Origin of the sequence: Gemmatimonas sp. UBA7669, assembly GCF_002483225.1 — a bacterium.
In the GTDB taxonomy this organism is placed as follows: domain Bacteria; phylum Gemmatimonadota; class Gemmatimonadetes; order Gemmatimonadales; family Gemmatimonadaceae; genus Gemmatimonas.
Window position 1 is genome coordinate 1 of record NZ_DLHL01000029.1, and the last position, 12,569, is coordinate 12,569.

General features: G+C 63.2%; 10 protein-coding genes. 9 read left to right on the top strand and 1 reads right to left on the bottom strand.

All coding sequences use genetic code 11. The features are described 5' to 3' along the window. The 7 genes from B2747_RS08885 to B2747_RS08915 form a co-directional block, all read left to right on the top strand. A partial coding sequence (locus B2747_RS08885) for a TolC family protein (protein ID WP_291159307.1) occupies positions 1-615 on the top strand: 615 nt, incomplete at its 5' end. Then, complete coding sequence (locus B2747_RS08890) at positions 612-1,844, top strand: efflux RND transporter periplasmic adaptor subunit (protein WP_291159310.1); 1,233 nt, start codon at positions 612-614, stop codon at positions 1,842-1,844. The genes B2747_RS08885 and B2747_RS08890, both read left to right, overlap by 4 nt. 11 nt (positions 1,845-1,855) lie before the next feature. Continuing rightward, complete coding sequence (locus B2747_RS08895; RefSeq protein ID WP_291159313.1) at positions 1,856-5,131, top strand: efflux RND transporter permease subunit; 3,276 nt, start codon at positions 1,856-1,858, stop codon at positions 5,129-5,131. Positions 5,132-5,556: 425 nt separating this feature from the next. Beyond that, entirely contained in the window at positions 5,557-6,594 is a 1,038-nt protein-coding gene (locus B2747_RS08900; protein ID WP_291159315.1) for a hypothetical protein, read from the top strand. A gap of 386 nt (positions 6,595-6,980) precedes the next feature. Next, positions 6,981-7,394: a MerR family transcriptional regulator gene (locus B2747_RS08905; protein WP_291159318.1), complete on the top strand. Its 414-nt coding sequence runs from the start codon at positions 6,981-6,983 to the stop codon at positions 7,392-7,394. 2 nt (positions 7,395-7,396) lie between these two features. Further along, the gene (locus tag B2747_RS08910; protein WP_291159321.1) at positions 7,397-7,681 is read left to right on the top strand and encodes a hypothetical protein; all 285 of its coding nucleotides are present in this window, start codon (positions 7,397-7,399) and stop codon (positions 7,679-7,681) included. Positions 7,682-7,689: 8 nt separating this feature from the next. Further along, on the top strand, positions 7,690-8,067 hold the full coding sequence (locus B2747_RS08915) for a MerC domain-containing protein (RefSeq protein WP_291159325.1): 378 nt from the start codon (positions 7,690-7,692) through the stop codon (positions 8,065-8,067). Between the two features lie 382 nt (positions 8,068-8,449). Here the strand turns inward: B2747_RS08915 and infA are convergent, their stop codons facing one another. Next, positions 8,450-8,671: a translation initiation factor IF-1 gene (gene infA / locus B2747_RS08920; protein ID WP_291159328.1), complete on the bottom strand. Its 222-nt coding sequence runs from the start codon at positions 8,669-8,671 to the stop codon at positions 8,450-8,452. A gap of 123 nt (positions 8,672-8,794) precedes the next feature. Here infA and B2747_RS08925 point away from each other — a divergent pair, with 123 nt between their 5' ends. Continuing rightward, on the top strand, positions 8,795-9,658 hold the full coding sequence (locus tag B2747_RS08925; RefSeq protein ID WP_291159330.1) for an NAD(P)H-binding protein: 864 nt from the start codon (positions 8,795-8,797) through the stop codon (positions 9,656-9,658). Continuing rightward, the gene (locus tag B2747_RS08930) at positions 9,655-10,068 is read left to right on the top strand and encodes a hypothetical protein (protein ID WP_291159333.1); all 414 of its coding nucleotides are present in this window, start codon (positions 9,655-9,657) and stop codon (positions 10,066-10,068) included. Before B2747_RS08925 ends, B2747_RS08930 begins: the two co-directional genes overlap by 4 nt. The last annotated feature ends 2,501 nt before the right edge of the window (positions 10,069-12,569 follow it).

The following is a 12,569-nucleotide window of genomic DNA, read 5'->3' on the forward strand; positions in this document are numbered from 1 at the left end:
GCCAGCTTTTTCAGCATCCTGCTAGAGGCGGCGGCGCTCGTGAGTCGCCCGATGTTGCTCGCCGGTGATGCGGAGCTCGCAGCGGCAGACGCCAGCCGCACGCTCGCGTACCGCGAGCTGTTCCCCGATGTCGAAATCGGGCTGCAATACGGACAACGAGCCGGGGCGATGGGGCCGGAACGGATGGGGAGTCTGATGTTGGGCACCTCAGTACCCATCTTCGCGCGCCAGCGCCAGCTCCCAATGCGCGCCGAGGCGGATGCAATGCGAGAGATGGCCGCCGCCGACCTGCGTGCGATGCGCGCCGAGACCCGCGCCCTGCTTGGGGCGGCATACGCCGAATGGCAGCGCGCGCGCAACCTCCAACGGCTGTACCGCAGCACCGTGCTCCCCCAAGCCCGCGCGTCGGTAGAGGCCGCGCTGGCGTCGTATCGAGTCGGTGGCGTGAACCTGATGACGCTGCTCGACAACCAAGCGACTGTGAATCGCTACGAGCAGGAACTGGCGGCCCTAGAAGCGATGGAAGGAATGGCACTTGCGGAGCTTGAGATGCTGATGGGGCGTGAACTCTTCGACGCAAATCGTCGTGCCGACTCACCGAGGGAGCAAGAATGACGGAGTCAACCACAGGTATGTCGTGGCGGGGCTTCATTGCGGCCGCCGCCGTGCTCGCTGCCACCGCCGGAGTGGCGTGGTTTGCCACGCGCGGTTCAACGGACACGGCGGAGTCCGGCGGTCACGCGCACGGCGCAGGCGCACCAGTCGGGGTGGGCGGCCCGGTGATGCTCGACTCCGCGCAGGCCGCGCGGATAGGCGTGACGTTCGCGGTCGCGCAGCGCAGTCCGATCGTGCGGGAGTTGCGGAGTGTAGGGCAGGTGACGTTCGACGAGACGCGCGTCCGAACCGTGAGTCTCAAATTCGATGGCTGGGTGGAGCGGCTCTATGTGGACTTCACCGGCCGCGCGGTGCGTGCCGGCGAACCGCTGCTCGTCACCTACGCGCCGATGCTGGCCAGCGCGGAGGAGGAACTGGTGTTGGCGCACCAGTTGGTGCGCGATGTGCAGGGCGCCGACAGTGCCACGCGACGCGGCGCCGAGCGGATGCTGATCGGCGCGCGGGAAAGACTGCGCAATTGGGACGTACCCGCCGAGGAAATCGCACGCGCGGAGGAGTCGGGCGAGAGCCGCCGCACGTTGGAGATTCGGGCGCCCTACGACGGCGTGGTCATCGAGAACCTCGTGAACGAAGGCCAGCGCGTGATGGCGGGCGATCCACTGCTGCGCATTGCAGAGCTGCGTCGGGTGTGGGTGGAGGCAGAAGTGTTTGAGCAGGATGTCGCACTCGTACGCCTCGGGCAGCGCGTGACGGTGGAGCTCGACGCGTTCGCGGGCCGCCCGCGCTCCGGACCGATCGTCTTCCTGCAACCCACGGTGGATCCGGAGACGCGAACGCTGCGCGTGCGCGTGGAGCTCGATAACGCCGACGGCCAGCTACGCCCTGGGATGTACGCGACCATCCGCGTGCGGGCGACGGGTTCCGGGGCTGTGGTGCACGTGCCCCGTTCCGCCGTGCTTTCCACTGGACGCCGTGACATCGTATTCGTGCGGATGGACGACGGAATGCTCGAACCGCGGCAGGTGGTGCTCGGCATTGCATCCGACGATCGCGTGGAGATTCGGTCGGGCCTTGCAGTGGGCGAGACCGTCGTCGCGTCCGCGACGTTCCTTGTGGACGCGGAGTCGAATCTGGGCGCGGCGCTCGGCGCGATGGCGGGCATGCCGGGAATGGAAGCGCCGACACCGAGCAAGTCGGTGCCGCCGCCTCCGTCCGCTCACGATCACTGAGGCGCCGCGCGATGCTCAAACGAATCATCGAGTGGTCGGTCCGGAACATCTTCCTCGTGACGCTTGCGACGGTGGCTGCCATCGGGGGCGGTGTCATCGCGCTGCAGCGCACGCCGCTCGAGGCCCTGCCCGACTTGAGCGACGTACAGGTCATCATCCAGACCGAATACAGCGAGCAGGCGCCGCAGATTGTCGAGGACCAGATCACCTACCCGATTGCGGCCGAGATGCTGAAGGTGCCGGGGGCGGAGGTGGTGCGCGGGTACTCGTTCTTCGGCGTCTCGTTCGTGTACATCATCTTTGACGACGACACCGACCTCTACTGGGCCCGTAGTCGTGTGCTCGAGTACCTGAATGGTCTCAAGGGTCGTCTCCCGGCGTCCGTGTCGCCGACGCTAGGTCCAGACGCCACCGGACTCGGCTGGGTGTATCAGTACGCGCTCGAGGACACCACCGGCCGCCTCGACCTATCTGAGTTGCGAGCACTGCAGGATTGGTATCTCCGCTATGAGCTCACCGCCGTGCCCGGCGTCTCGGAGGTCGCTACCGTCGGGGGCTACGAAAAGCAGTACCAAGTGGATCTCGACCCCGCGAAGCTTCTCGCGTATGGCATTCCCGTCACTCGGGTGATGCAGGCCATCCAGACATCGAACGCCGACATCGGCGCGATGGTCGTCGAGCTATCCGAGCGCGAGTATATGGTGCGGGGCTTGGGGTACCTCAAGTCGCTGCGTGATATCGAGAACATCGTCGTCGGGGCGACGGATCGCGGGACGCCGATCCGCGTGGCCGAGGTGGGCCGCGTGTCGGTCGGGCCGGCCGTGCGTCGCGGCGTCGCCGAGCTCGACGGTCGTGGAGACGCGGTCGGCGCCATCGTCGTGATGCGCTTTGGCGAGAACGCACTCGCAACGATTGCACGCGTCAAGGAGCGCATTGCGCAGGTGGCGCCGGCGTTGCCGCCCGGCGTCGTCCTGCGGCCCGTGTATGACCGCAGCGACCTCATCGAGCGGGCAATCTCGAACCTGCGCGTCAAGTTGATTGAGGAGAGCCTCGTCGTCGCGCTGGTCTGCATTGTCTTCCTGCTGCACGCCCGCTCGGCTCTCGTGGCGATCATCACGCTGCCTGTCGGCATCCTGCTGGCGTTCATCGCGATGCGCTACGTCGGCGTTGGTGCCGACATTATGTCGCTCGGCGGCATCGCGATTGCCATTGGCGCGATGATTGACGCCGCGATCGTGATGATCGAGAATCTGCACAAGCATCTGGAGCGTGCCATCGTTGCGCGCGAGCAACCGGGCGCGGTGGAATCGCGCTGGCTCGACACGGGCACGCTCACGCGCGCCGAGCGTTGGCAGGCGGTGGTCGAGTCGGCGCAGGAAGTGGGGCCCGCGCTCTTCTTCTCGTTGCTCATCATTACCGTCTCGTTCCTGCCCGTCTTTGCGCTGGAGGGGCAAGAAGGCCGGCTGTTCTCGCCGCTCGCATACACTAAGACGTTCGCAATGGCGGCGTCCAGTTTACTGTCTGTGACGCTGGTACCCGTGGCGATGGGCCTGTTTGTACGTGGACGCATCTACCGGGAATCGGCCAATCCCGTCAATCGATGGCTGATGCGTGCGTATCACCCGCTCATCACGTTCGTGCTGCGGCATCGCTGGCCGGTGGTGATCGCTTCGGTAGCGGCAGTGATTCTGACGTGGATACCGTGGTCGCGGATTGGCAGTGAGTTCATGCCGAGATTGGAAGAGGGTACGGTGCTCTACATGCCGACGACCTTGCCCGGCGTGAGCGTGGCGCGTGCGCGTGAGCTGCTCGGCATGCAAGCCGATATCATTCGGACGTTTCCCGAAGTGGCACACGTGTGGGGGAAGGCGGGTCGGGCGAACACGGCCACTGATCCCGCCGGGCTCGATATGATCGAGACAACCATTACGCTGCGCCCTCAAGAGGAATGGCGCGCGGGGATGACCTACGACCGGCTCGTTGCTCAGATGGATTCTGCGCTGCGCGTCCCTGGCGTGACGAATGCGTGGACGATGCCGATCCAAGGCCGCAACGATATGCTCGCTACCGGCATCCGCACACCAGTGGGCATTAAGGTGTTTGGTCCTGATCTCGCGGAACTGGAGCGGCTCGGTCGCGAGATTGAGCAGGCGGTGCGAATGGTGCCCGGCACCCGCAGTGCGTTCGCTGAGCGCGCAGTGAGCGGCTATTACCTCGACATAGACATTGATCGGCAGGCGGCTGCGCGCCACGGACTCAACGTCGGCGACGTGCAAGCGGTCATCGCGACCGCGATTGGCGGCATGACAATCACGCAGACGGTCGAGGGAAGGCGCCGGTTTGGCGTGCGGGTGCGGTATCCGCAGGAACTGCGGGACTCGCCGGAGCGCTTGGCGTCGGTGCTCGTGCCCGTTGCGCACGGAGCTGGCGGATCCAGCGCCGCTGCGAGTGGAGGAATGGGCGGGATGGGAGCAGAGAACGGCGGAGGCGGCAAGAAGCCTGCGCAGGTGCCGCTGGGCCAGCTGGCGCGCATTACGCCCGTCGCGGGTCCAATGGTGGTCCGCACCGAAGGCGCGATGCCCACGGCGTGGGTGTACGTGGACGTCGTGGACCGCGACATCGGTAGCTATGTCGCGGAGGCGCAGCGTGCAGTGTCCGAACAGGTCACTCTCCCCACAGGCTACTCCGTCGTATGGAGCGGACAGTACGAGTATATGCAGCGCGCGAAGGAGCGGATGAAGCTCGTCATTCCGGCAACGCTCGCGCTGATCTTCCTGTTGCTGTACCTGAACTTCGGCAACGTCAGCGAGGCGCTCATCGTGATGCTCTCGCTGCCATTCGCGCTCGTGGGTGGGCTCTGGTTCCTCTGGGCACTGGGCTACAACTGGTCCGTGGCAGTGGCAATCGGGTTCATCGCCCTAGCTGGCGTGGCCGCAGAGACGGGCGTGGTGATGCTTATCTATCTCGATCACGCGTGGCAGGCACGCACCGCGGACGGGAGGCGCGCGACCCTCGAGGAGCTGTACAGCGCCGTCATCGAGGGAGCGGTGGAGCGCGTGCGTCCGAAGATGATGACTGTCACAGCCATTATGGGCGGCCTACTCCCACTCCTGTGGGGGACGGGCGCCGGCGGGACAGTCATGCGGCGCATCGCGGCGCCGATGATCGGCGGGATGGTGTCAAGCACGGTGCTGACATTGCTCGTCATCCCGGCGGTGTACTCGTTGTGGAAGGAGCGAGAGGTGCTCGCGGATCCCGGAGCGACCCGAGCAACGGAGGCGCGATGATGCCATCGGCGTCAACCTGAGAACGTCTGGTAGCGGTACAACCATCGCGGGCTGGAGAATCTGGCACTTACACAAGAGAGGAGACAATGCGACACAAAGTGTGGTCACTCATCGGCGCCTGCGCCGTCACTCTCGTCGGCGCAACACTCGACGCACAAACGATTGACTCGGCTCAAGTGCGTTTTCAATAGGCGAGTGCGATTCAATACCTGCGTCCGCAGGATAAGCGCGGCCTCAATCTGTTCGAGACTCCCAAAGTTGCGGGTGCCGAGTATCGAGGCTTTGCGCTGCAGTGGGGCGCCGCGTTCACGCAGCAGTTCCAAGCACTGTCACACGAGAACACGGCTGACTCCGTCGCGGTAGCGGCCGTCGCTCCGACCCCAGGCAATGCTGGCAGCGCCGCCATCGCAAACCGCAATCGATTGATGAAAATTGGCAACGGATTCAACAACGCCACGGCTAACATGTATCTCCACGCGCAACTCGCACCAGGAGTTCGCGTGCAGTTGACTAGCTATCTCTCAGCGCGTCGGCACAACGAGACGTGGGTGAAAGACGGCTTCTTGCAGATCGACGAGTCGCCGATTGATGTGCCGCTTCTCAACGCGATTATGGAATACACCACGCTGAAAATCGGACACTTTGAGATCAATTATGGTGATTTTCACTTCCGGCGCACGGACAACGGGCAGGCGCTTTACAACCCATTCGTCGGAAACCTGATTCTCGATGCCTTCACGACGGAAGTTGGTACCGAGGCAATCGTCCAAAAGAATGGAGTGTTTGGTGTTGTGGCGCTCACCAACGGCGAGATTCGAGGGAACATTCAGCGGCCCGACAGTCGCGAACCCGCACTGATGCTCAAGGCGGGATTCGACCGTCAGCTCAGCGACGATCTCCGCGTGCGACTCTCGGGATCGTACCGGACCCAAAAGGGAGCAATCAGCAATTCATTCTACAGCGGAGACCGTGCGGGATCACGCTACTACTTCGTGCTTGAGAACTACGTCGCAACCGAATCGGCGAATCCGACGTCTGGTCTGTTGAATCCGGGATTCAGCGACGCAGTGTCCGCGGTGATGCTTAATCCGTTCGTGAAGTATCGTGGGCTTGAGTTCTTTGGCGTCTACGAGCAGGCGACGGGGCGCGGACAAGAAGTGGGAGGTGTTGCACCGCCGGAGCGAGATATAAAGCAGCTAATGGGGGAGGTGCTCTACCGCTTCCTGCCAGGCGAGAAGCTGTTTGTCGGCGGGCGATGGAATACGGTCACAGGCGACCTAGGCGGTGCCAGCACCGACATCACGGTGACACGCACAAACTTCGGTGGTGGCTGGTGGATCACGCCGAGCCTGCTGCTCAAGGCTGAATATGTGAATCAAACGTACGACGGCTTTGCGACGACAGACATTCGCAATGGAGGAAGGTTTCGCGGATTGATGCTTGAAGCGGTGACGGCATTCTAGCGTCGTCGGGACGGCGGCCGAGCGCGGAAGGAGCGTGCTCGGCCGCACTCGTTGCTGGTCGTGCCGTCCGAGGTCCGTAGTGGTAGCGTGCGCAGTTGGCGCCTACCGCTGCTAAGTCTGGAAGAGCACTGAGTACTTCAGGCTTTGAGACGAGATCCTGTTAGCGGAGCGCGCGGCTCGGCATAACGTCAGCTTGTGCTGTGGACGCTCATATAGGAAGGGTTGGGCGGGGTGGCCGCAACAAGCCCGGGTCATCACGGCCACCCCGCCCAACCCACTCCGCATCCGCGGCCAGCGGCAGCAAGCGTCGTTATGCGGCACTTTCGCTGCGCGCCGGACTGCTCGCGACTTGACTCTATACCAAGGTATAGGGTTAATAATGTTGCATGGAACCTCCACTGCGCATCGGGGCGCTCGCGGCCGCGGCGGGTGTCGGCGTGCAGACGCTGCGGTACTATGAGCGCCGAGGTCTGCTGAAGGCCAAAGGGCGGACCGCTAGCGGGTATCGCGAGTACGCCGCCGACGCGGTCCGTCGGGTGGTGTTCATTCGGCGCGCCCAGTCGATGGGTTTCACGCTCGACGAGATTCACCACCTGCTTGCGTTGCGCGTACAGACAGCGCGCCGATGCGAACCCGTCAAGCGGTCCGCTGCCCAGGCTCAGGAGCGCGTCCGCGAACGACTGGTGGCGCTGCAACGGATGGACACGATTCTCGCGCGACTGATTCGCGCGTGTGATGCACGGCAAGTCACCGAGGAGTGCCCCATTCTCGAGGCGCTCGAACCTGATGGGAGGATGTAAGGATGCGCATCGATTTCCTGTACTTCGAAGGGTGTCCGCACGCCGCGCCCGCGCGCCAGCGGCTTCGGGAGGCGCTGGCAACCGTAGGGGCTGCGCCAAACTGGAGCGAGTGGGACACGGAGAACGCCTCGACGCCAGAGGCATTCCGGGGCTATGCGTCCCCGACGATTCTGATCAACGGCATGGATGTGGAACGGAAAGCCCCAACGAGCGGCGCGGGCTGCGCCGTCGGCGGCGGCCCCAGCATGGACGCATTGCGCGCGGCACTAGCGGCGGTGCGCCAATGAGGGCGGGGATGCGTGATGCGGCGGCGGTGGTAGGTGCTGTGCTCGCGGCACTGTGTTGCGCCGGCACGCCCGTCGTTATCGCCGGATTGACGGCGCTTGGGCTTGGGTTCCTGCGGCGCGACGGGATCCTCTGGCCGGTGATGCTGTTGGCACTCGCCATCGCAGTCACGGGATTCTGGCAAGGCGCGCGTTCACACGGACGCTGGGGACCGCTCGTCGTTGGGGGACTGGGCGCCGTCTCGCTGGCCAGCGGCGTGATTCTCGTACACGGATTCCCAGCCATGCAGATGATCTACGGCGGCGGTGTAGCGTTGCTCGCCGGGGCGGCTTGGAACGGTATCGCGCGACGGAACTGTGCAACCATGAACGCGCGCGAGTCCGCATAACGAGACTTTGCCTGCGAGAGAACACTGCACGCAGGTCTTTGTACAGCGGACCACAGCAGTATAGCTCGCGAAACATCCGTCGGCATCCAATTTTGGAAGCTCCAAGTATCCGGACGTTTGCGCCCCTCGATTGCCGGGCTCATCCGTAGACAATCCCTGCACTGTACGCTGCTTTGTCAGATGAAACTCGTTTGCGCCGCGCGCGGCACTCAAAACCAACCGCCATTCCGCACTCAGTGGACACCGTACGCCGAGCCCGCTACGGTCAGGAAGGCACGTCCAGATTTCGGCGGTCGACACGCTTGGGGGTGCCTCAACGACACTTTGCAGCCACAGGCTTGCACGCACCGGATGCTATTGATCCAGATCCCACGTCGCCCCACTAGTTCTTGTGCCGAAACGTGATCCGCCCCCGCGAGAGATCATAAGGCGACACTTCCACCGTCACGCGATCGCCGGCCAATACACGAATGCGATTGCGGCGCATGTTGCCCGCCAGCGTGGTGAGCACCTCGTGTCCACTCGGCACGGTCACACGAAACGTGGCACTCGGCAGCACTTCCGTGACGGTTCCTTCGAGCTCGATCGCGTCCTGCTTCCCCATGGGTAGATTCAGTGGCGCTGTGTCAGCATGGTCTCGCCGGCACGGGGGTCGCGCCAGCCCGGTGCGCAAAAATCTACGACGTTTTGTGGACGTGGCCAGCGGCCCGTTCACTGGGGACAGGACGTGACGCAGCAGATCATGGTGGCAGGGCCAGGGTGGCTGGGTGGCGCGGCGGCCGAGCAGTGGGCAGAGGCCGGTCACCAGGTGTGGGCGCTCAGACGAAGCAGCGGCCCCGCCCCGTCGGGGTGCATTGGCCTGGTCGGCGACCTGTCCCAGCCGCAACCCGCGGCAGACTGGCCGCGCCGTATTGACCAACTGGTGGTGGCCGTGCCGCCGTCGGCCGCCACCGCCGGTGGGCGCAGCTATGCGGCCACGGCGGTCGCCGCGGCGTCCCTCGCGAGCAGCCTCGGCGCCGGCCACCTGACCTGGATCTCGAGCACCGGCATCTACGACCGCCACGATGGGTCCCTGGTGGACGAGTCCACGCCCATACACGCCGAGGCCAGTGAACGCGTGCGCACATTGTGGGAGGCCGAGCAGGCGCTCATGGCACGCGATGACTCGACCCTGGCCGTGACGATTCTGCGTGCATCGGGGCTCTATGGACCGGGCCGCGATCCGGCGCGTCGCTACACGCCAACTCTCGCCGACCCCGATCGCTGGACCAACTTCGCATGGCGTGACGATGTCATTGCGGCCATCGAAAAGGTTGGCTTTGTGGCCCCCGCCGGTGCGCGCGGCTGCTACAACTGCAGCGACGGCCACTCCATGCGCGCAGGCGACATCGTGCGGGCCCTGCACGGCGTGTGGCCCGAGCCTTCAGAGGCCAACGCCTCAGGTGCGATGCGCACATCCAATCAGCGGGTGTCCGCCGCCGCGTTGCGCGCAGCGGGATGGCAGCCGCGCATGCCTACGGTGCTGCACGGGCTTGCCGCGCTGGGACATGCGGTGCAGCACCCTGATCGTGAGACAGGGAGCGGCCAATGAGCCAGATGCCCTATGGCCCCAATACGCCGGCCGTCCGTCGCTTCCTGGTGGACTTTGCGGGCCTCAGTCAATCCGATCGTGCCAACGTGGTGTCGCGCTACACGCAGTTGTCTGCGGACAATGCGTGGCAGCAGGCCGAGCGCGAACTCGGTCGTGTCATTGTGGCCAGTGGCCGCGAGTCCGCGCAGCAGGCACTGGCCGGTCCGCTCTTGCAACTGGTGCGTCGCGCGGCACCCGCCGCTGCAGCAGACAGCACACAAGACGAAGCGCCGGAACTCGACGACGTGGCCGAGGCGACCTTGGCTGCGCTGCTCACGCTGCTTGCGCAGGACCTGTTGAGCGTTGAGCAGCGGCGCACACTGCTCGCGCCGTTTGCGGATGTGCTGCCGGCCTGGCGTACGTTCGGGTGAACGGGAACAACCTAAGCGAGCCCGGCCAGTGCCGCCCGAGGAGATCGCCAGCACGGGCGCTGCCGCCGCTTTAGTGCGGACAGAAACAGGTCGCCCGTGGCAACCAAATAGGGAAGCGCAATCGCTGTGCCACAGTCTGCCGCACCTCTTCAACAGTTGGGAGAAGGGACACTGGTGCCGCTCGCAGCTTGGGCCTGCGGTTCGTCGGGAACTTCAGAAAGATTGGCGTTGCCGCCAACCGACAGACTCGCTTGAACCACCTCAAGCCTTGAGGGCTACGCGGAAGCAGCTGTAGATTTCGACGGCGTCAAGGATAGTCGGTTGAAATCTTGGCTGAGGTATTTGCGATGAACTATCGCCTTAGGTGGGTGGGGAAAAAGCATTTCGTGGTTTACCTTCGCAAATGAGGGGTGGATGCTTGTACCAATGAGTTCTTGTCCGGTGGACGATAGCGCAGAATGGGCCAGTATCGTTGCGTCATCCTCTCCGCTTCCGGCCCATTGGAAAACTATCGATCTCACCTTGAGCCAGCGACGGGCAGCCCTTCTACTCGGCCTAAAGGACTCGGACGTTCTTCGAGGATGGCTACGCGAGCGAAACCTACCGCCCTACCTTACGCTACGGAATTGGTATTATGTGACTCTGCTTGTCGAACAGGCTGAGCGCGGCTCGCTTGCACAATGGGCGCTCGATCGACACCACGACCCAGCGACGTACTACCGTTTCGTGGAGCGAACGACAAGCACAAGCTGGACGATCATCCGCGATGAAGGACTTGATGCGATCCGACGTCGTGCTCTGCACGTTTGGCGTCCATGGCGAAGGAATTGAGACAGAACTGCCCGTGTCTACCGTTCAGTATGACTCCATGCAGTCATAGATAGGTTGATCGACTGTAGGTAACTTCTCACCAAGGTCGCATCTTGCAGCGATGTTGTGATGGCGGCCACCGACTGCAGCGTCGCCGGTGGTGGCAGTCATGAGAGGCCCGAGCATCACTACTCCCATGAGTTGGCACCCATGCTTTGAGGAAGCGGAAGTGATGTGGCGAACTGGTCTTGATCGGTATCGAAACACGCGTGAAACGACGACAGAATCTGCCAGCTTAAAGCTAGCGAGATTCCTTCTCATTGCGGCATTATCGATCGAAACGGCATGCGCATCGGACACCAATGCTTCGATCTCAAGTAATGCGGCTCGGCCACCTGCTTCTCCTTCCCAGGTGTCGGCGAAGCAACTGGAGCTAACTCGGCTGGAGGGCGTTGGCTTGGATTCATTCCCTACGCCGCGCTCAGTTGTGATGGTCTCGGACTCTGCGGCGTGGGCCGCCTTCGGTCCGGGAAGACCGGTGTACGAGCTCAGCGCTAGGTCGGACTATCGGGCGGTGGGCAGTTCCCGTGACACTGGCTACACGGGACTCTTTTCGCATGAAGATCAGGTGTACGCGCTTCGATCGTCATCTGTTCTTCGCTATGACGATCGACAAAGCGCGTTTGTACCGCTGCTCCAACTGCGATCCGCTGTTGTAGCTGGCGCTGCTTCCGATGCCGCCATTTGGATCGTGGTCCGGTCCGGTAGCACCTATGATCTCCACAGGTTTCCACGCCAACGCGATGGGTCTGTCTTGAGCCAATCAGCTCACGTAGCAAAGTACTTCGGCCCAGTTTCGGTATTGGCACTTGCTGACGGAACGGTTCTGGTTGGGGACACGCGAAGTCCCTATTTGGTTCGCCGACTGAACGAACAGGGGGATAGCACAGGGGTACTCCAATCAACACCGGTCCCTCAAGATTCGATTGCTGTAGTTGACGCTCGCTCGGTAGTATCTGTTGGAATGGTTGAACTTGAGGGAGGAGACTGTTTGCAGGTGTTTGCGGACCTGCGATCGGACACGCGTTGGCTCGTCGTACATCCGAGCATCGGGCCCGCGCGGAGAAAACAACTGAACGTACCAATCGGGTTCACGCACTCAAGACCACGATCTGCACGCATCGTTGGGGTTGATGACTCACCAGGGCGGCGGGAAATCGCCTTCTTTCGCTGGAGCACATTAACGAGTAACCGACAGGAGGAGCAGTGAAACGTTTCCGCTTCCCGATCGCGGCGATGAGCGCGGCGCTCGTCGCCTTTTCTGGACTTTTCACCTCGACGTCAGCGCAGGTCCTTCCGGGCGGGTCGTGCATCACCTGCGTCAACATTGCACCCGGGTACCAAGACTGCGCCCAAGGAACCGACGGTGCCGAGTGTATCATCTTTTTCTATGACGAAGCCCGGTGGTGCAACTGGTCTGGCGCATGTACGTCGGGAGATTTTGATGCTCTCGATTTGACCGCCGCCGGTACATTTGTCGCCGATCAGACTATCTATCGGTCGGACGGTGTTCTGGTGTCGCGATGTGGGGGCTACGTGGTTGACCACGCAGAGTCACGGGCTCATGCTGGCAAGTTGACGACTGGCGACCTGCAATCGCTAACCCTTTAGCAGGATGCTGAAAAAGCTGG

What these genes read in the sequence shown, in the direction of transcription:
- B2747_RS08915 (WP_291159325.1), top strand. Translation starts at nt 7,690, where the DNA reads ATGCGTGATGCGGCGGCGGTGGTAGGTGCTGTGCTCGCGGCACTGTGT.
- B2747_RS08895 (WP_291159313.1), top strand. Translation starts at nt 1,856, where the DNA reads ATGCTCAAACGAATCATCGAGTGGTCGGTCCGGAACATCTTCCTCGTG.
- B2747_RS08900 (WP_291159315.1), top strand. Translation starts at nt 5,557, where the DNA reads ATGAAAATTGGCAACGGATTCAACAACGCCACGGCTAACATGTATCTC.
- B2747_RS08905 (WP_291159318.1), top strand. Translation starts at nt 6,981, where the DNA reads ATGGAACCTCCACTGCGCATCGGGGCGCTCGCGGCCGCGGCGGGTGTC.
- B2747_RS08910 (WP_291159321.1), top strand. Translation starts at nt 7,397, where the DNA reads ATGCGCATCGATTTCCTGTACTTCGAAGGGTGTCCGCACGCCGCGCCC.
- B2747_RS08930 (WP_291159333.1), top strand. Translation starts at nt 9,655, where the DNA reads ATGAGCCAGATGCCCTATGGCCCCAATACGCCGGCCGTCCGTCGCTTC.
- B2747_RS08890 (WP_291159310.1), top strand. Translation starts at nt 612, where the DNA reads ATGACGGAGTCAACCACAGGTATGTCGTGGCGGGGCTTCATTGCGGCC.
- infA (WP_291159328.1), bottom strand. Translation starts at nt 8,671, where the DNA reads ATGGGGAAGCAGGACGCGATCGAGCTCGAAGGAACCGTCACGGAAGTG.